Source organism: Planctomycetota bacterium (assembly GCA_039182125.1).
Taxonomy (GTDB): Bacteria; Planctomycetota; Phycisphaerae; order Tepidisphaerales; family Tepidisphaeraceae; genus JBCDCH01.
The window spans coordinates 23553-40144 of record JBCDCH010000009.1 but is presented as its reverse complement, the minus strand read 5'-3'; the positions used below and the strand labels follow the sequence as shown (position 1 = coordinate 40144).

The window sequence follows — 16592 nt, the reverse complement described above, 5'->3', positions numbered from 1 at the left end:
TTCACGATGTCGCGGCGGCGTACGATCACGCATGCCGCGGCCGGTCGTAGTTACGGGGATCGGTTGTGTCTCGCCCAACGGAGTTGGCTGCGATGGCTTTGCCGATGCGATGATCAACGGGCGGAGCGGTCTCTCGCATCTGCCGGACGACATTCGACAAGCGTGCAAGTCCACGGTGGCGGGGCGGTTGGTCGGGTTCGAGCCGACCGAGCACATGGATGTGCAGGACGTCCGACGCACGCCACGGACGGTGCATCTTGCGACCGCCGCCGCGCGCGAAGCACTCGCGGAGGCGAACGTCGATCCGGTCCGCACGGGCGTTCTGCTCGGCACCGGTGGGGGCGGTGTGACGTTTCTCGAAACGCAGTACCAAGCCCTCTTCTCGGGCGGCAAGACATCGCCGTTCGCGATCACCGTCGGCACGCACGGCAACCTCGCGTCGGAGTTGTCGATTACGTTTGGCCTGCGTGGCCCGAGCCATTGCATTTCGACCGGCTGCGCCAGCGGGCTTGATGCGGTCGGGCACGGGCTGGACCTGATCCGCATCGGCCGGTGTGATGCGGTGCTTTGCGGCGGCGCCGACGCGCCGATCTCCAATGCCACGCTCCGCGCGTTCGAGGCGATGAAAGTCATCAGCACGCGTCCTTTCGATAATCCGGCCGACGCGTGCCGACCCTTCGCCGCTGACCGTGACGGGTTCGTACTCGGCGAGGGGGCGTGGATGTTCCTGCTCGAAGCCGCCGACACCACGACACGCCCGCCGCTCGCGGAGATTGCCGGCTACGGCAGCACCTGCGACGCATACCACCGCGTGCAGGTCGCCCCCGATGTCGCCGAATGCGTCCGGGCCGTTCGGCTCGCGCTCGATGATGCCGGCGCGCCTGCTGATGCGGTCGACTACGTCAACCTTCACGGCACTGGCACACGGATGAACGACACCCTGGAAACAGGGGCGATGCACCAACTCTTCGGCGAGCGGGCGGCGGACATTCCGATGAGCGCGACCAAGAGCATGATCGGCCACCCGCAAGGCGCAAGCGCGACCGCCGGCCTTGCCGCAACCCTCCTTTGTGCCCAACGCGGGTTCGTCCATCCGACGATCAACACGCAGCCCACCGATCCGGCGTGCGATCTCGACTATGTCCCCGAAGCACGGCGAGCCGACGTTCGCCTGGCCGTGGTCAACTGCCTGGCGTTTGGAAGCAAGAACAGCGCGTTGGTGGTGCGACTCACCGGTTGAGCGTTTGGATCCCGTCGGTGCCGGCCACGATCGCATGGTCGGCCATGCCGAGAAACAGCCCGTGCTCAACGACGCCGGCCCGCTGCTGCAATGCGTCCGCGACGGCTTCAGCATCGGTCATGCCTTCTTGGAAATGCACGTCGTAAATCAGGTTGCCGTTGTCGGTGATGAACGGATCGTCCGTGCCCCCACGCAGCCGAGGCTCGCCGAACGTCTCGAGGAAACGGCGTGTCGCGTCATGGCCGAACGGCGTCACCTCGACCGGCAACGGAGCTTTGGTCGCGAGCCGGTCGACGCACTTGGTATCGTCGGCGATGATGACCAGGACGTCGCTATTCTGGGCGACGAGTTTCTCACGGAGCAGTGCACCGCCAAGTCCCTTGATCAATCGTAGCTTGCCATCGATCTCGTCAGCACCGTCGACCGTGACCGCACATCGCGCCGACTCCGTGAAATCGGTCAGCGGGATGTCGGCTTCACGGGCAAGCTCGGCCGACGCTCGGCTCGTTGGGATGCCGATGATGTCCGTGAGCCTGCCCTCGGCGATCGCCTTTCCGAGCGAGGCGATGAACAGCGCCGCGGTCGATCCGCTACCCAGACCGAGCGTCATGCCGGACTCGACCTTGGCCAACGCCGCATCGGCGGCGCGTTGCTTCATTTGGGCGATCCGGTCGGCTGAGTCGTTCATGCGCCATGACCGTAGGTGCGAGCTGGGAGGAACGCCAACCATCGGCGGGGCGAGTCCGATAACCACTCGAACTGACGCGATCTCTCGGCACACGTTGCCGATCGGCATGGCTCATGGCATGATCTGATCAGGGCCGCCGGTGCGACGTGGCCGCGACCGACCATGCTCCTGCAGACCAACAGCTACATCGTTCCCAAGGAAAAGCGCAGCGAGCACGCCCGGCTGATGCGGCGGTTTCGCGAAGTGATGGAGCGATTGGGCTGCACGCGGTTCGAGGTTTTCGAGCAGACGGGCCCGAACTGGACCCGTGGAGACGCCTCGGGGCGATTCATCCAGATGATCGCGTTCCGCAGCCGTGAGCACCAACGCGAGGTCCAATCCGCCGAGCAGAGCGATCCCGCAGCCCAACAGCTGGTGCAAAACTTCTGCGAACTGGTCAACTACGAATACCAGCAACAGCAGGGACTGTTTGCGAGCGGCTTCTACTGCAGCACGCTGGATGGCGGTTTGGCCGATGCCGAGCCGCGTAACATCGGGCAGGCCGACGAGCCGATGTCGATCGATCAGATCGAAGCGAGCCCGGACGACGACCTGGCCGATACGCATTAGGCGCGATCGCCGTAGCTCCGATCGCGCTCCTCGGAAGGATCCGACATGAAGACGACCATTCGTGCCATCTTTCTCTTGATCGCCGTCGCCGGCTGGGCGTTGGCCGCGTTGAGCGTGCATGTGATCCGCACACCGGAGAAAGTCGTGATCGTCCCGAAGAACCGCGTGAACATCACCGACACCTACGTCGATGTTCGCGAGTGGACGATCGCCGAGGTCGAAGCCCACCCGGTCGTCACCCGGCGTCTCCTTCAAACCGACAAGGCCAATCACCTGGCCCACGTCGCCGGCGCGGACGTGCTGGCGGAAGCGCTGGAAGAATGAAGTACCCGCAGCAGGGCTCGAACCTGCGACCTCAGCTTTAGGAAAGCCGTGCTCTATCCAACTGAGCTATGCGGGCGACGTGTTAGGGATCGTAGCGTTTGATCAGGGCCTGGGTACCAGAGTCATCGTCGACATGTTCGTACTGCTGTCGGGCGATAGCGAGGCCGGGCAGGTCCATGCCGAGACGTTGGGCGGCCTCGGCGGCGAGACGCATGTCCTTGCGGAAGTGCTTCACGAAGAAACCCGGCTCGAAGTCACCGGCGAGCATGCGTGGGCCGAGGTTGTCGAGCGTCCAACTCTGCGCCGCACCGTCGCCGATGGATCGCAGGACCGTGTCCGGATCAAGCCCGGGCTGCCTGGCAAACGCGAGCGCTTCCGCAACACCCAGCATCGTGCCGGCAATGACGATCTGGTTGACCAGCTTGCAAAGCTGACCGGCCCCCGGGCCGCCTTGGTGCACGACATTTTTGCCCATGCATTTGAGCAGCGGCAGGGCGGCGGTGAACGCCTCATCCGTACCGCCGCACATGATCGAGAGCGTGCCGGCTTGTGCCCCGACATCACCGCCGCTGACCGGGCAATCGAGCGCTTGCGGATGCCCGTCGGCAATTCGTCGAGCCAGGTCGGGGGCGCTCGTGGTCAGGTCGATGAGCACGGCATATGGCCGACACTTGGCGAGAATGCCGGCAGCGCCGAAGTAGGTTTGTTCGACATCGTCGGGGTAGCCGACGATGGTGCAGACCGCGTCGGCATCAACCGCGACATCGCCGACATTCTCACACCAGGTCGCGCCGCGCTCGAGCAGGGGCTCGGCCTTCGACGCAGTGCGGGTGTGGACTCGGAGCCGATACCCGGCGTCGATAAGGTGCCCGGCCATCGGACCGCCCATGACGCCGAGGCCGACGAAACCGACCGTTGCAGGCGGATGGATCGGCTTCACGCCGCACCCCCGAGATCGGCCATCACGGCCTGGGCGGCGCGTCGACCGCTGGCGAGTGCGCCGTTTAGGCTCGCGGTGTCGTGGGAATCGCCGCAAACGTACACGTCGTCACGCCGCACCGGCTTTGCGACGGGCGTCATCCGATCGTCCGGCTGCGCCGGCAGTGCCTTGTGAACATGGACCGCGCGGAGCAGTCGCCATTGGTCCGTCGCGACGCCGAACCATTGTCGGAGCTGGGCTCGGACGCTCGCCTCGTCTTCGTGAATGCCGACGGTCGATGCACAGACCAACGCCCGACCGTCGGGGGCATAGCTGGGCTGCACATCACTGGGCACGCAGAGGTTGTTGACCGGACCATCGTCATCGCCATCGAGCGCGATGAGCTTTTCGCCACGCATCGGCGATGCCTCGGCCGCGAAGTACCACGCGCTGGTCGCGTGCCAGCGTGACACGTCGTCCGTCGGCATCGCCAACACGACCGCGTCGGCGTTGACGTCGGATGCATCGACGTGAGAACCGGTACGAATGTCGGTCCGCTTGAGATTCGCCGCCAGTTGACGCGGGATCGCTTCGATGCCCTCGGCCGGCAGTGCGGCCACGCCGTCGGCGAACATGCGAAACGTGAACGCGAACTTCTTCGCGCTCGTCGTCAGTTCATTTTCAAGAAAGATCCCGCCGTAGAACGGCCGGAAGAACCCCTCGATGATGTTTTCCGACATGCCGAACTTGCCGAGGAAGTCGACGGTGCTGCCGGTCGGGTCGGTGAGTAGTGCGTCGAGGTCGCGGGTCTTGCACCACTTCCAAAGTTCGAGCAGGGCGATCTTGTCCCGGAACGATGCAACAGGGCTAACCGCCGTCGAGAAGATCTTCGACGGCGCCCGCAACGGATCGGCCACGGTGGTCCACATCTTTCCGCGCCGGATCTTCGCGCCGGGCAGGAAGTCGCGCAGGCCGAGCCGGGCGTAGTCGAGGAGGTACCGCGCTTCGGGGTACGCCGTGAGGTGGACCTGGAAGCCGCGGTCGAGTTTGAACCCGTCGACGATGTCGGTCCGAACGCGGCCACCAACGCGGTCGTCGGCCTCATGGAGCAGGACATCGAACCCGCCTCGTTCGAGGTAAGTCGCGCAGGCCAGCCCTGCCACGCCGCCGCCGATGATCGCTACGCGTTTGGATGCCACGCCCAACCGTAGGCGTCTAGCAGAATGCGACGCCGATGTCGTAGCGGCCATCATCGGTGTTGCGACGACAGTGCATGATCCGCACTTCCGTCGGCCTTTCGCCGTCGATCCGCAGGACATGGAAAGTTCCCGGCGGCAGCGGCATATCGGTGATCAGCAGCATGCCGGTCGCCGAGCGGTTGATCCCCTCGGCGGCAACGGGTGTCTCACGCGAGGTCGCGGTCGGGCTGCCGAGCGTTGCGTCGATCTCGACCTCGAACCGCTCGGCACGCCGGCGTTCGATCACCCCGCTATCGGCCTGTTCGGACGTTGGCATTGGGCGATGGTCGAGCATGTGGTAGGTATCGGCCAACCAGCGCACTAGCTTCAGCGTTGGACAGGGTCACTGGCGTTGGTGGCGGAGACGTGCGACACTGTCCGAATGGCCGGTTTGCTCAAAGAAATCTACGTTTGCGCGATCGCCGAGGCCCAGCCCCTGTCGCAACCGCATTCGGTCGTGACCATGTCCGGACTCGGTGCCGACCGCTATGCCATCGGGTCCGGCACGTTCAGCGGGAGCAACCTGAAGGACGGCCGGGCCGTGTCGCTCATCTCCGCCGAAGCGATCGAAGGCATCCCCGAGTTCGCCAATGGTGAACATCGCCGCAACCTCGTCGTGCGTGGCGTGGATCTAGACGCACTGCGTGGCCAGTCGTTTCGCATCGGCGATGTCGTCTTCCGGGGCGTACGCGGTTGCCCACCGTGCGGCCATCTGTCGAAGCTCGCCGGCGTTGATGCGAAAGAACTGCTGTACAAAAAGGGCGGCCTCCGCGCGGACGTGGTCGAACCCGGTTGACTTTACTGCGGCACCTTTCGGCCGACGCCTTCGAGCATGTCGATCCGTACCGTTTTGCTTGGGAGCAACTTGCCGGCGTTCATGCGTTCGTTCGGATCGAAGGCGGCTTTGACTTCGTTGAACTGGCGCAGCGTGTTGCCGTCGAACATGTACGGCATGAGGTGGAGTTTCTCGACGCCGACGCCATGCTCGCCGGTGAGCGTGCCGCCGATGTCGATGCAGAACTTCAACACTTCCTCGGCAGCTTCGAGCGTGTTGCGCATCGCGACCGGGTCATGATCGTCGTAGAGGAAGATCGGGTGGATGTTTCCATCGCCGGCATGGAAGACGTTGTTGATCGAAAGGCCGTAGCGCTGGCCGATGCGGTCAATTTCGCTGAGCACTTCGCCAAGGCGCGAGCGCGGGACGCAGGCGTCCTGGGTGCAGTAGCTGGGTGAGATTTTGCCGATCGCGCCGAACGCCGCTTTGCGTGCTTTCCACAGTTGTTGCCGGCGGGCCGGATCCCCGCTGGCGTCGATCGTCAGCGCGCCGTGCTTGTTCGCGATCGCACGCAGGTCGTCGACGTCAGCGTCTAGCAGGGCGGTGATGCCGTCGATTTCGATGAGCAGCAACGCCCGCGCGTCGGCGTCGATACCGAGCTTGAACGTGTCGTTCACCAGTTGCACCATCCGCCCGTCCATCATCTCCATCGCCGCCGGAAGAAACCCTTCGGCAATGACGTCGCTCACCGTGTCACATGCGGCCCGCTGGCTCGGGAAGGTCGCGACGACGGTGCGATAGCTCGACGCTTTCGGAACAAGCCGGACCCAGACCGACGTGATGATCCCGAGCGTCCCCTCCGATCCGCAGACGAGCCCGGCCATGTCCGGCCCGGCGACGCTGTGGCGGCCGTCGGTCGCTCCGACCGTGACGACCTCGCCCTCTGGCGTTACAAGCTCCATACCCAGCACATGGTTGGAGGAGACGAAGTCCTTGAGCGTGTGGATGCCGCCGGCATTCGTCGCGGCATTGCCGCCGATCGTACTGGCGCGCTGGCTGGACGGATCGGGGGCGAAGTGAAACCACATCCCGCCGGGCAGGGCGGCGACGGCATCCGAGAGCTGAACGTTCCTCACACCCGCCTCGACGTGGGCGACGCGGTTGGGCAGGTCGATCTCGAGCACCTTGCCCATGCGTGCGGTGGAGATGACGACCCCGCCGCCGAACGCGACGCAGCCGCCGGTCAAACCGGTGCCGCTGCCACGCGGGACGAGTTGGATATCAAGGTCCTTGAGCTTGCGAACGACGCCCACGACCTGCTCGGCCGATTCGGGAAACACCACGCAGCCGGCCTCGCCGCAGGCGATCGTGAAGCCGTCGGATTCGTAGACCTTTTTCGCCGCCGCATCGGACGCGACACGCTCGGAACCAAGCAACTTCGTCATTTCCCGTACAAGGTCCGCGCCCATGGTTCTAACCTCTACAATCCAGTACCGACGTTTGCATCTGGGCACATAGCCGACAGAATACCCGCCCGATACGCAGTTTACCCGCAACCTGTCACTTCAAACGAACCGTAAATCCGAAAGGGAACCACCATGTCAGACGAAAACACCCCCAACGGCGGCACCGGCGACGCAGCGGCAGCCGCGCCCGAAGGCGCTCAGGCCGGCGTTCAGGTCCTCTTCAACGAGTCCTCCATCAACACCACCTTCGCCAACGGCTATTTCATCAGCCAGAGCGCCGAGGAAGTGCTGATCCACCTGGGCTTCAACATGCCCAACCCCAACGCCCAGCAGCAGGGCCAGGCACAGATGCTCTTCAAGGTCACCGATCGCGTGGTCCTGAGCTACACCAACGCCAAGCGCTTGGCCATGTCGCTCACGCAGCTGATCAAGCGTCACGAGCAGCAGTTCGGCGAGATCGCCGTCATGCCGCAGCAGGCCCCGCGGGCCGATGCGTAATCGCAACTGACGCAACGAAAACGGGGGCATTCGGACCGCGTGTTCGGGTGCCCCCAATGCTTTTCACGGGCCGCAGCACGCATCAATCATGAGTGATGAAAGTAATGCGACCGTGAGTTGACCGACCGGACGGTTCCGGCGACCCTGCCCAAAAACCGCGTATGCATTATGCAGAGTAACGGACGAAAAGACCGAGACGCCGACTACGGCTTGGGTAATGTGGCAGACCGATTGATCGATGCCGCCAGACACGATCCGGGGTTACGGGCGGCGGTATGCGATGCCGCCCGGCAATTGCTGGACGCACTGGCGAGCCATCCGGCCGCTGTTGTGCCGGCCGATTTGTCCCACGAACCGCCGCAGCACGACGACAGTTTTCCCACGCCCACCTGGGACAGCATCGCCGAGCGGTGCCGACTCAAGGCCGAGGCGCTCGACTGGCAGCCCAAACGGCAAGCCCTCAGCGCGGCCGGACAACGCGAGACGGTCCAGCACGGCGATGCCGACCTGATCAGCCGGGCAAAGCAGTACGACGAGTGTTTCCTGTGGATGTGCAACGAGGAGTTTCACAAGCTCCGTGAGCAGGCAGAGTTCGAACGGGCGGCCCACTGCTACCGGGCGGTGGCTGAGGCCGTCGAAGTGCTCGCAGCGGCCGAGACGTCCGGCGACAGCGTCCGCGAGGCGTTCCTGCTCGTCGGCGAGGCCCAGTCGGCGCTGCGTGTCGCGATCGACCAGAGCGGCCTGCGTAACAGCGACCCTGACCAGCGCGAGATCTTCCGCTGGCTCCGACGCGAGACCAAGTCGCGTCAGATCTACGTTCCGCACATGCAGCTCAAATCGCCGGCGGACCCGGCGGACATCGAAGACGTGCGCGGCCGACTCGCCGACTTGCATACGCACCTCACCGAACACCGCACTGCCGACAAGCAACACGACGAGGCCGTCCGCAAGGTGCAGTACCACGCCCACAAGATCGAAGACGCCCCCGACCCTGCGTGCGAGTTTCTCCGCCCCGAGTGGGAGGGCCTTCTTTCGGCATTGGACGCGGCTCGGGACAAGGGCTTGTCCTCGGACGACCCGGCCTTGATCGAAGCGATCCGCCCCGTACTAGACCTCGCACCCATTGACGTGAACTTTCACGCCTACCCCGGTGCGCTCGACGTCTGGGCGAAGGCGGAGGAAAGCCGTACCCGTCCGGCCGAGGCGTCGGCATGAGCGATTCCGCCTCGACCGAGAAACCATACCCATACCCGACGCAGCCGACCGACCGGGTCCAACGCTGGCTCGACAAGAAGGGGCCGGCCGACTGGTACTACTTCCTGCCGATGGCGGTGTTCCTGCTGTTGCTGCTGCCGCTGGGCTGGGACGGCTGGGATTTTCCCGTCCGGCTCGCGCAGCTGCTCGGCGTCGGGGCGCTACTGATCTGGACCTGGCCTCGGCTCACGAAGATCGAGCGGACCAAATCGCACACGCTCATCGGTATCTTCATCGGACTCGTCGGGCTCGTGCAGTGGATCGGGATGGACAAGGCATTGCGGTCCGTGTCATGGCTGAGTTGGACCTACTACGGCTACGGGCCCGGCGATGAAGACGCGTTCATGCCCGACATCTGGACGGCCGCGACGCTGCCGGTCGTCATCATCGTCCGCATGGCGATCAGCTCGATCGTCGTGCCGGTGATGGAGGAGATCTTCTGGCGTGACTTCCTTTGGCGGACACTCGCCTCGCCCAACGACATGCACAAGCAGGGCGTGGGCGAGTACGACCACATCGCGTTCTTCGGCACCGCCGTCGCCTTCGCCACGGTGCACCCGCAATGGCTCGTCGCGATCGGTTACGGACTGCTGATGTCGTGGCTCATCTGGAAGACCAAGTCGCTCTGGTCGGTGATCGTCGCGCACGCCGTGACCAACTTCACGCTGTGGTTGTACGTGCTCATCGCGTGGTACGGCTTCGGCAAAGATGAATGGTACTTCTGGTAGGGCTGCTACGATCCCGTCATGGCAGATAGTGCCCCACGCCGGCTGTACATGGACAACGCCGCGACGAGCTTTCCCAAGCCGACGGCGGTCGCGGAGGCGATGAAGGATTACGCCGACCGGCTCGGTGCGAGTGCCGGGCGCGGTGCGTACGCCGAAGCAATCGAAACCGGCCAGATTATCGACCGCTGTCGGCGTGATATCACGACGCTCATCGGGGCCGATTCGCCGGTGCATGTCATCTTCACGCTCAACTGCTCCGACGCGTTGAACATGGCCATCAAGGGCATGCTCGACCCGCGACCGACGTCGACGCAGCACGTCGTCTGCACCGAGACTGACCACAACTCGATCCTGCGCCCGGTCGAAGCCCTCGCGTCGGACGGCGTCGTCGAACGGACCCACGTCACCGCGGGTGACGATGGCATCGTCGATCCCGACGACATCCGCAAAGCCATCCGGCACGACACGAAGCTGGTGTGCATCACGCACGTGAGCAACGTGACCGGCGCGGTTCAGCCGGTACGCGAGATCGGTCAGATCTGCCGCGAGGCGGCGGTGCCGTTCGTCGTCGACGCGGCACAGTCCATCGGCCACCTGCCCATCGACGTCGATGCGGACTGCATCGACCTGCTGTGCGCACCGGGCCACAAGGGCCTGCTCGGCCCGCTCGGCACCGGCTTCCTGCACATCCGCCCGGGACTCGAAAAGATGCTTCGCACGATCAAGGAGGGCGGTACCGGAAGTCGCTCCGAGGACGCGATGCAGCCGGAGGAACTGCCCGACAAGTACGAACCCGGCAGTCACAACGCCATTGGCATCGCCGGCCTCGGGGCGGGCGTGCGCTACATCCTTGAACGCGGCATCGATGAGATCGCCGCCCACGAAGCGTCGTTGGTCAAGACGTTCGTCGGCGCGCTCTGCAGCACCGAGGGCGTCGGCTACGCCGGACCCGAAGGCGTCGCCGACCGCATCGGCGTCTTCGCCGTCGACGTCGAGGGCTACAGCCCGCACGAACTCGCGGCGGTGCTCGAAAACGACTACGGCATTCTCACGCGTCCGGGTATCCACTGCGCCCCGTTCGTGCATCGCTCGCTCGGCACGGTCGAGCAGGGCGGTCTATGCCGATTGAGTTTCGGCCCTTTCCTCGGCAACCCCGACGTGAAGTTCGCCGCCGACGCGTTGGCCGAGCTCGCGCTCGAGAGCGTCACGGCTTAGCAGTAGAAGTTGACCTTCACCGGAAACGGAATCAGGTCGGGGCGGACCATGTGCAGCTTGCGCAGTTTGCGTGGCTCGTTGTCCACGACCGCATCGGGCTCGGCATTCGAATTCACCGTCGCCCCACGCACGCCGACCGATGCGACAATCAGCAGCAACGCGGCGAAAAGCGTTCGGGTTGTGCGGGCTCGGCGGGTCATACGACGGGCGATGCGATCGCCCCCCGCAGAGTGTCCCGAGATATCGGTCGTGACCAACGAAATCCGTCCGGCGCGACAGCGGCCCGGCGTGATTGCGCGTCACATGGGGCAAGCCATGCCGATCACCCGTGGTATGACGCCGAAGGCTGAGCAACGCGAAGCCTCGGGCATCGGTCACGGGGATACCCGAAGCTTCGCAGACTCAGCCTTCGGCATCAGCCCGTAACTGCCGCAACCGTCGGTTCAGCGTGTCCGCGATCACCTGAGCGTCTTTACGGCCCTTGAAGAACGTGTCCTTTATGTAGCCCGGCGCGTCGATCCACACGCCATGCTCGAAACGGTTCTTGCGAATCTCAAGGACTTGATCGATTGGAATCTCGAACGTCTCGGGCGGCTTGAGAATCATGCCTGATTCATCACGACCGCGTTGTACGATAAGCACACTGCGATCAATAGCGATCTGCGTATCGAACGGTCGGACGAACGGCTGACGTTTCCACAACGCAGACAAGACGTCTTTTACCAACCCGATTGAATCGCCGGTCCAAACAGATTTCGCGGCGATGAAAGCCAACCAAGAAACGCGAGTGGTGAAAACGAGCCGATCGTGTCGTTCAGTGATCGACAGACCCTGCGCGTTACTCAGCCCGGCATAGTCCAGTGCCTCACTCAACTCCGATGTCCTCGTTCCAGAGTTGCGGGTTGGCAGTGATGAAGTCGTGCATCATGGCGATGCAGGTGGGGTCGGCGAGGTCGGTGACGTCGACGCCGTGGCTGCGGAGGAAGTCGACGGAGTTGCCGCCGGGGCCGTCGCCGCCGGGGAAGTTTTTGCTTTCGCCGACGATGACCTTGGGGATGCCGAACTGCACGACCGCGCCGCTGCACAGGTAGCAGGGCATGAGCGTGGAGTAGAGGACGGTGTCGGCGTAAGTGCGTTGTCGGCCGGCTTGGGTGAGGGCGTCAATCTCGGCGTGGGCCATCGGATCACCGTGCTGAACGCGGCGATTGTGACCGCGCCCGACGATCTCCCCTGATGGACCATGGCCCCGCACCAGCACCGATCCGATCGGCAACCCGCCTTCCGCCAAGCCCTTCATCGCCTCGTCAATCGCCGCCTGCATGAACGGGTCGTCGGTCATTGAAACCAGCATACCGCCGACGTCGTATGATTCGACATGGCCGAACTGCCGCCCGAACCGTTGACGAAGCTTGATGTCGCCGATGACGCCGGCTCGCAGACGGCGGTGTTTGCCGGCGGGTGTTTCTGGTGTGTCGAAGGGGTCTTCGAGATCATCCCCGGCGTCACCGACGTTACCAGCGGTTACGCCGGCGGCGATGCGAGCACGGCCAACTACGAAGCGACCTGTCGCGGCGACACCGGTCACGCCGAGGTCATCCGCGTCACTTACGACCCGGCCGAGGTCAGCTTCGAAACACTCGTGCAAGTGTTCTTCGGCGTCGCGCACGACCCGACCCAACTAAACCGCCAAGGGGCTGACCGCGGTACGCAATACCGCTCGGCATTTTTCTACGCCAACGAACAGCAGCGCGAGGTCGTCAGCGCGTACGTCAAGCAACTGGACGACGCGGGCTACTTCGACCAGCCGATCGCGACGACAATCGAGCCGTTGACCGAGTTCTTCGAGGCGGAGCCGTACCACCAGGACTTTGCTCGCCGGAATCCGAGCCAGCCGTACGTGGCTTGCACGGCCTTGCCGAAGATCGACAAGATGCGGGCTCTGCTGGCGTCGGCCGGGTAGACTCGGCCCATGTCGAAGTCGTCCAACACGCGCAGCCTGATCAAACTGTTGATCGCGATTCTGCCGTTCGTGCTGAAGTTCTTCTCGTCGAAGAAGTCCGCGAAGACCGGCAGCACATCCACCGGCGGGTTCATCGGCGTCGAGCCGGACGTCGAACGCAAGCCGGCGAAGCCGTTCCCAGAGCCGAGCCGATCGGTCGATGGCAAGAGCGACACCGAGCGGCTGCTGGGCCGAGAGCCCGAGCAGTTCGAGGATCCGATCCCCGAACTCTTCGACGCCCGCCAGTCCGACACGATGGTCACCGTGGTAGGCCGGGTGGTGCATCTGCTTAAGGACGACAACGAGGGCAGCCGACACCAGCGCTGGCTCATGGACACCCCCGGCGGCATCACGCTCAAGATTTCCCACAACATCGACCTCGCCAAGCGCGTCCCCATCAGCGAAGGCGACCTCGTCCGCGTCCGCGGCGAGTACGAATGGAACGACATGGGCGGCGTCGTCCACTGGACCCACCACGACCCCAAGGGCTGGCACGAAGACGGCTGGGTCGAACACGAAGGCGTCTACTACGGCACGGCGTAAGTCCGAAAGCCCTTTTCCAGGCAGCGGTGGATTCAACATACCGGCACCTGTCCAACTGCGACGTATAGCTGCGGAACTCCTTATGGATTTCCAGTTGTGAAGGCTCCAGAAAATGTCATAATCGCACCGTTTGGTAAAGTCATCTTTTGCCTCGGAGTTCAGTATGAAACTCATGGGCACTCACTGCCGTTTTCGGGAGCTTTTGTCAGTCCGTCGCAGACGATCCTACGCCGACCCGGTTAAGAGGGTTGCGTGTGAGGTCTTGGAGGACAGGCGGCTACTAGCCGCAGTCGCGACAGGGCAGTTCGATGTTGATGCGGGTCCTCAGCGTTTCATCTTCGATGTCGCGGGTGTTCCGGCTTCGTCTGTGACGCTCGCCGATGCCGAGGTCTACGATTTAACCCGAAACACCGAAAGGGCTGACAACAGCCTTTCCTTCACCTACGACCCGGCGACGACAATCGCCGAGTTGACTTTCTCGATCCATCGACGGGGTCGACCTTGCCACCCAATGCCAACTACGAGGCATTGCTCAACTTCGAGAACATCCTCGACAGCAGCGGCGACCCCATCGGCACATCCGACACGCTCATCGAAACATTCTTCGTTCAAGGTGACCTTGACCGCGATCGAGATGTTGACCTGTTCGACGCCTTGGTCGTACAGCGAAACTTCGGATTGAGTGACCCCAGCGTCGTTTGGAGTGATGGCGATCTCGACGGTGCCAGGATGTCGATCTGTTTGATGCATTGATCCTGCAGCGAACCTTCAGCGTCACACTGGATCCGCCATCTGCCATCGAGGGTTTTCTAACGGCTTCCACGCAATCAGCCAGTGAGATCATTGTCACACGTAACGTCAAAGGTGGGGGTAGCGGATCTCAAACTCCTCCGGACGAGTGGAGAGTCTTCCGGTCATTCGACGGCATCGACTACGTGGCGCACGACAGCATCCCGGGAATCCAGAATAGTTACCAAGATACAGATTTGGTCGATGGTACCAACCATTGGTATCACTGGCGGCCATGGACGGTAGCAGCGGGGCTAGGCCACACCACCAACGGAACATCGTCAGTCACCGTTCTCCCTGCGCCAACAAATGTGATGTCGAATATCATCTCTCCGGGCAATGTCCAAGTGACATGGGCGAACAATGCTACGACCCAGACTGCTTTCCGAATCGAGCGGGCCATCGGTACGGGTGCGTTTGTTGAAGTTGCGAGCGCAGCAGGGGATGCCGAAGATGTGACCTTCACCGATACTGGCGTCAATGGCACGTACCAATACCGCGTGATCGCGGAAAACAGCGTCAATTTTTCCGCACCATCCGTCAGTGCATCTGCAACTTCATCAACGCTAACACTCAATGTTGGGACGGGCACCAACAATCAAGTGAACCTTGATTGGGACAATGTTGCTGGTGGGAGTATGCCACTATCGAGGTCGATTGGGATCAAGATGGCGTGGCAGAACAGGAAGCTGTCGTACAACTGACCGGACTGTCGGGTGCCTCGGATGCAGTGGCAGACGATCTACCAGGTGGGGCTAGTCTTTCACACAGAGTCACGGTGTTCGGCAGCACGGGCCTTGTTCTGGCACAGTCGCAATTGTAACTGGAACGCCTTCGAGCACGCCAACTGCGCCAAAAACACCGTCTCCGCCCCCAACGGGTGAGCAAGAAATCTTCCTTGCATGGAATGGTGCAACGATTAATGGAGTCGAACCACTCGGCAATGCCGTTTTAGAAGACATGCTCCCGAACATCGAAGACGCGCTTTTCAACCAAGGTGAGACCGTAACAATTTTGAAACCCACATTGCCGCCGCCAGATGTCCGAAATACGTTTTTCTTCGATGATGGACCATCTGGAACAATTGCTCTCTTGAAATTCTTAGATGAGCAGAGTGTTGACGCTAACATGAACGGTGAAATCGAGGTCGACGAGTTTGATGACTACAATATCAACATATTCGCATTTAGCTGAGGCGGCGTGGCGGCAGTCAACGAAACCCGAAAAATGGCAGGTTCTGAACTATACGGCGATGACCTTGAGGCCCAAATCCCTGTCAAGATGCTTGAAACGATCGATGTGGTGCACGGCCTTCCGGCGAGGATTGTAAAATGGATTTGGTTTAGCGGCGTCCTTGACAATGTCGATGCGCATAACAACTACTATCAGACAAAAGCTGGGAACGGCGAGGTTCGGATAAACGGTGCACAGAACTCTGTCGGAACTGGGTTCTCAAGTCTGTTGAAAGGGAGCGTGCTTCCGTCAACGATCGCGTCAAATAATGTTAATGTGACAACTGATCCGAACTACGCCAATCGAATGACCACGCAGATTTGGAACGGAAGCACGTTTTTGTTCGATGGCGGATCGGACGTCAATCATGACGTTGCGCCGCTCTTTGTGTGGCAAGACGTCAGATTGGACATAATTGTTTCTGGGCTTGGCAGTTAAGATTGCGCACGCCACGAAAAGAGGATCAAATGAAACTTTCGATCGCACTATTAACATTGATGGTTCTTTCAGGTTGTCGGGCGTGGGAGTATCGAGAGGTTAGCGTGAAATGTGTCGACTCTGCGTCGGAGGAACCAATCGTTCAAGGGTTGCTGCGTGTCAGTTATGTGTCTGAAGGGCTAACTGCATTTCGTGGTCCAGATGCGGTAGTGGTGCCTCTCGACGAAACCGGGATAGCCCGAGCGGACATTGCGGTCGAGCCACGAGGCTTTTTTACGGTGTTTGATCTTGAAGACAATCCACGGTACCTCCGTTCGCCTGTCGGTCGTGAAGACAGTGACGATGCAGAGATCGAGTTCAGGTTCAAAGAGAAGGGTTTCGCCGTCTTGGGGCCCCGAACGTCCTTCCCGTTTGGGATGCAGGTCGAGATAGATGGCTTTCGGCGGCTTAATTCACGCTCGCTCGTGATCGACGGAGAAGTGGCAGGGCCAAGTCCAGATAGTGGTGAACTAGAGCCAAGCAGAAGCGTCGATAGCTTACCTATCCTCAAGGTCCGTATCATTAGAGATGCCGAGACCGGCAAGGTCCTTTGGAAGACCGACAAACCGTTCGACCGTCTTTAGTGGCTGCTTCCAA

The 16592-nt window shown here is 62.2% G+C and carries 23 protein-coding genes and 1 tRNA gene; 15 read left to right on the top strand and 9 right to left on the bottom strand.

Translation table 11 applies throughout. The annotated features are described in order from the left end of the window. Nucleotides 1–31 precede the first annotated feature (31 nt). The gene (locus AAGD32_03900; GenBank protein MEM8873383.1) at nt 32–1240 is read left to right on the top strand and encodes a beta-ketoacyl-[acyl-carrier-protein] synthase family protein; all 1209 of its coding nucleotides are present in this window, start codon (nt 32–34) and stop codon (nt 1238–1240) included. Here AAGD32_03900 and rpiA read toward each other — a convergent pair. Then, the gene (rpiA, locus tag AAGD32_03895; protein MEM8873382.1) at nt 1230–1928 is read right to left on the bottom strand and encodes a ribose-5-phosphate isomerase RpiA; all 699 of its coding nucleotides are present in this window, start codon (nt 1926–1928) and stop codon (nt 1230–1232) included. The two genes, AAGD32_03900 and rpiA, sit on opposite strands and share 11 nt — an antisense overlap. Before the next feature lie 162 nt (nt 1929–2090). Between rpiA and AAGD32_03890 the strand changes: the two genes are divergently transcribed. Both AAGD32_03890 and AAGD32_03885 read left to right on the top strand, forming a co-directional pair. Continuing rightward, a complete protein-coding gene (locus AAGD32_03890) occupies nt 2091–2537 on the top strand; it encodes a hypothetical protein (GenBank protein MEM8873381.1) in 447 nt (148 codons plus the stop codon). A 45-nt stretch (nt 2538–2582) separates the two neighbouring features. Further along, nucleotides 2583–2861 (top strand): hypothetical protein, encoded by a 279-nt coding sequence (locus AAGD32_03885; GenBank protein MEM8873380.1) that lies wholly within the window; start codon nt 2583–2585, stop codon nt 2859–2861. A gap of 2 nt (nt 2862–2863) precedes the next feature. Here AAGD32_03885 and AAGD32_03880 read toward each other — a convergent pair. The 4 genes from AAGD32_03880 to AAGD32_03865 all read right to left on the bottom strand — a co-directional run bounded on the left by AAGD32_03880 (nt 2864) and on the right by AAGD32_03865 (nt 5295). Further along, a tRNA-Arg gene (locus AAGD32_03880) sits at nt 2864–2937 on the bottom strand. Nucleotides 2938–2943: 6 nt separating this feature from the next. Continuing rightward, complete coding sequence (locus tag AAGD32_03875; GenBank protein MEM8873379.1) at nt 2944–3801, bottom strand: NAD(P)-dependent oxidoreductase; 858 nt, start codon at nt 3799–3801, stop codon at nt 2944–2946. Next, nucleotides 3798–4979, bottom strand: a complete 1182-nt coding sequence (locus AAGD32_03870; protein ID MEM8873378.1) for an NAD(P)/FAD-dependent oxidoreductase — start codon at nt 4977–4979, stop codon at nt 3798–3800. Before AAGD32_03870 ends, AAGD32_03875 begins: the two co-directional genes overlap by 4 nt. A 16-nt stretch (nt 4980–4995) precedes the next feature. Next, nucleotides 4996–5295, bottom strand: coding sequence for a PilZ domain-containing protein (locus tag AAGD32_03865; protein ID MEM8873377.1), 300 nt, complete (start codon nt 5293–5295; stop codon nt 4996–4998). 105 nt (nt 5296–5400) lie between these two features. Here AAGD32_03865 and AAGD32_03860 point away from each other — a divergent pair, with 105 nt between their 5' ends. Continuing rightward, complete coding sequence (locus tag AAGD32_03860) at nt 5401–5814, top strand: MOSC domain-containing protein (GenBank protein MEM8873376.1); 414 nt, start codon at nt 5401–5403, stop codon at nt 5812–5814. A gap of 2 nt (nt 5815–5816) precedes the next feature. Here AAGD32_03860 and AAGD32_03855 read toward each other — a convergent pair whose 3' ends face one another. Then, nucleotides 5817–7238: an FAD-linked oxidase C-terminal domain-containing protein gene (locus AAGD32_03855; GenBank protein ID MEM8873375.1), complete on the bottom strand. Its 1422-nt coding sequence runs from the start codon at nt 7236–7238 to the stop codon at nt 5817–5819. Between the two features lie 153 nt (nt 7239–7391). Between AAGD32_03855 and AAGD32_03850 the strand changes: the two genes are divergently transcribed. The 4 genes from AAGD32_03850 to AAGD32_03835 all read left to right on the top strand — a co-directional run bounded on the left by AAGD32_03850 (nt 7392) and on the right by AAGD32_03835 (nt 10954). Further along, nucleotides 7392–7757, top strand: a complete 366-nt coding sequence (locus AAGD32_03850; protein MEM8873374.1) for a DUF3467 domain-containing protein — start codon at nt 7392–7394, stop codon at nt 7755–7757. Between the two features lie 294 nt (nt 7758–8051). Further along, a complete protein-coding gene (locus AAGD32_03845) occupies nt 8052–8972 on the top strand; it encodes a hypothetical protein (GenBank protein MEM8873373.1) in 921 nt (306 codons plus the stop codon). Beyond that, complete coding sequence (locus AAGD32_03840) at nt 8969–9739, top strand: CAAX prenyl protease-related protein (GenBank protein MEM8873372.1); 771 nt, start codon at nt 8969–8971, stop codon at nt 9737–9739. Before AAGD32_03845 ends, AAGD32_03840 begins: the two co-directional genes overlap by 4 nt. An 18-nt stretch (nt 9740–9757) precedes the next feature. Beyond that, the gene (locus AAGD32_03835; protein ID MEM8873371.1) at nt 9758–10954 is read left to right on the top strand and encodes an aminotransferase class V-fold PLP-dependent enzyme; all 1197 of its coding nucleotides are present in this window, start codon (nt 9758–9760) and stop codon (nt 10952–10954) included. On the opposite strand, the gene AAGD32_03830 is transcribed toward AAGD32_03835, so the two are convergent. The 3 genes from AAGD32_03830 to AAGD32_03820 all read right to left on the bottom strand — a co-directional run bounded on the left by AAGD32_03830 (nt 10951) and on the right by AAGD32_03820 (nt 12293). Further along, nucleotides 10951–11112 (bottom strand): hypothetical protein, encoded by a 162-nt coding sequence (locus AAGD32_03830; protein MEM8873370.1) that lies wholly within the window; start codon nt 11110–11112, stop codon nt 10951–10953. The genes AAGD32_03835 and AAGD32_03830 overlap by 4 nt on opposite strands. A 244-nt stretch (nt 11113–11356) precedes the next feature. Further along, nucleotides 11357–11827: a hypothetical protein gene (locus AAGD32_03825; protein ID MEM8873369.1), complete on the bottom strand. Its 471-nt coding sequence runs from the start codon at nt 11825–11827 to the stop codon at nt 11357–11359. Beyond that, the gene (locus AAGD32_03820; protein MEM8873368.1) at nt 11820–12293 is read right to left on the bottom strand and encodes a nucleoside deaminase; all 474 of its coding nucleotides are present in this window, start codon (nt 12291–12293) and stop codon (nt 11820–11822) included. Before AAGD32_03820 ends, AAGD32_03825 begins: the two co-directional genes overlap by 8 nt. Nucleotides 12294–12329: 36 nt before the next feature. Here AAGD32_03820 and msrA point away from each other — a divergent pair, with 36 nt between their 5' ends. The 7 genes from msrA to AAGD32_03785 all read left to right on the top strand — a co-directional run bounded on the left by msrA (nt 12330) and on the right by AAGD32_03785 (nt 16579). Beyond that, nucleotides 12330–12914 carry a peptide-methionine (S)-S-oxide reductase MsrA gene (msrA, locus tag AAGD32_03815; protein MEM8873367.1) on the top strand — a complete coding sequence of 195 codons (585 nt, stop codon included), beginning with the start codon at nt 12330–12332 and terminating at the stop codon, nt 12912–12914. 9 nt (nt 12915–12923) lie between these two features. Continuing rightward, the gene (locus AAGD32_03810) at nt 12924–13496 is read left to right on the top strand and encodes a DUF3465 domain-containing protein (protein MEM8873366.1); all 573 of its coding nucleotides are present in this window, start codon (nt 12924–12926) and stop codon (nt 13494–13496) included. A 501-nt stretch (nt 13497–13997) separates the two neighbouring features. Then, nucleotides 13998–14249, top strand: a complete 252-nt coding sequence (locus tag AAGD32_03805; GenBank protein MEM8873365.1) for a hypothetical protein — start codon at nt 13998–14000, stop codon at nt 14247–14249. Continuing rightward, nucleotides 14246–14989, top strand: a complete 744-nt coding sequence (locus AAGD32_03800; GenBank protein MEM8873364.1) for a fibronectin type III domain-containing protein — start codon at nt 14246–14248, stop codon at nt 14987–14989. Before AAGD32_03805 ends, AAGD32_03800 begins: the two co-directional genes overlap by 4 nt. 256 nt (nt 14990–15245) lie before the next feature. Then, nucleotides 15246–15479 carry a hypothetical protein gene (locus tag AAGD32_03795; GenBank protein ID MEM8873363.1) on the top strand — a complete coding sequence of 78 codons (234 nt, stop codon included), beginning with the start codon at nt 15246–15248 and terminating at the stop codon, nt 15477–15479. Between the two features lie 6 nt (nt 15480–15485). Continuing rightward, nucleotides 15486–15956 (top strand): hypothetical protein, encoded by a 471-nt coding sequence (locus AAGD32_03790; GenBank protein ID MEM8873362.1) that lies wholly within the window; start codon nt 15486–15488, stop codon nt 15954–15956. A gap of 29 nt (nt 15957–15985) precedes the next feature. Continuing rightward, nucleotides 15986–16579, top strand: coding sequence for a hypothetical protein (locus tag AAGD32_03785; protein MEM8873361.1), 594 nt, complete (start codon nt 15986–15988; stop codon nt 16577–16579). Nucleotides 16580–16592 lie beyond the last annotated feature (13 nt).

Coding starts and splice junctions, on each gene's coding strand:
- AAGD32_03900 (MEM8873383.1), top strand. CDS start 32: ATGCCGCGGCCGGTCGTAGTTACGGGGATCGGTTGTGTCTCGCCCAAC.
- rpiA (MEM8873382.1), bottom strand. CDS start 1,928: ATGAACGACTCAGCCGACCGGATCGCCCAAATGAAGCAACGCGCCGCC.
- AAGD32_03890 (MEM8873381.1), top strand. CDS start 2,091: ATGCTCCTGCAGACCAACAGCTACATCGTTCCCAAGGAAAAGCGCAGC.
- AAGD32_03885 (MEM8873380.1), top strand. CDS start 2,583: ATGAAGACGACCATTCGTGCCATCTTTCTCTTGATCGCCGTCGCCGGC.
- AAGD32_03865 (MEM8873377.1), bottom strand. CDS start 5,295: ATGCCAACGTCCGAACAGGCCGATAGCGGGGTGATCGAACGCCGGCGT.
- AAGD32_03860 (MEM8873376.1), top strand. CDS start 5,401: ATGGCCGGTTTGCTCAAAGAAATCTACGTTTGCGCGATCGCCGAGGCC.
- AAGD32_03855 (MEM8873375.1), bottom strand. CDS start 7,238: ATGACGAAGTTGCTTGGTTCCGAGCGTGTCGCGTCCGATGCGGCGGCG.
- AAGD32_03850 (MEM8873374.1), top strand. CDS start 7,392: ATGTCAGACGAAAACACCCCCAACGGCGGCACCGGCGACGCAGCGGCA.
- AAGD32_03840 (MEM8873372.1), top strand. CDS start 8,969: ATGAGCGATTCCGCCTCGACCGAGAAACCATACCCATACCCGACGCAG.
- AAGD32_03835 (MEM8873371.1), top strand. CDS start 9,758: ATGGCAGATAGTGCCCCACGCCGGCTGTACATGGACAACGCCGCGACG.
- AAGD32_03820 (MEM8873368.1), bottom strand. CDS start 12,293: ATGACCGACGACCCGTTCATGCAGGCGGCGATTGACGAGGCGATGAAG.
- msrA (MEM8873367.1), top strand. CDS start 12,330: ATGGCCGAACTGCCGCCCGAACCGTTGACGAAGCTTGATGTCGCCGAT.
- AAGD32_03810 (MEM8873366.1), top strand. CDS start 12,924: ATGTCGAAGTCGTCCAACACGCGCAGCCTGATCAAACTGTTGATCGCG.
- AAGD32_03795 (MEM8873363.1), top strand. CDS start 15,246: ATGCTCCCGAACATCGAAGACGCGCTTTTCAACCAAGGTGAGACCGTA.
- AAGD32_03785 (MEM8873361.1), top strand. CDS start 15,986: ATGAAACTTTCGATCGCACTATTAACATTGATGGTTCTTTCAGGTTGT.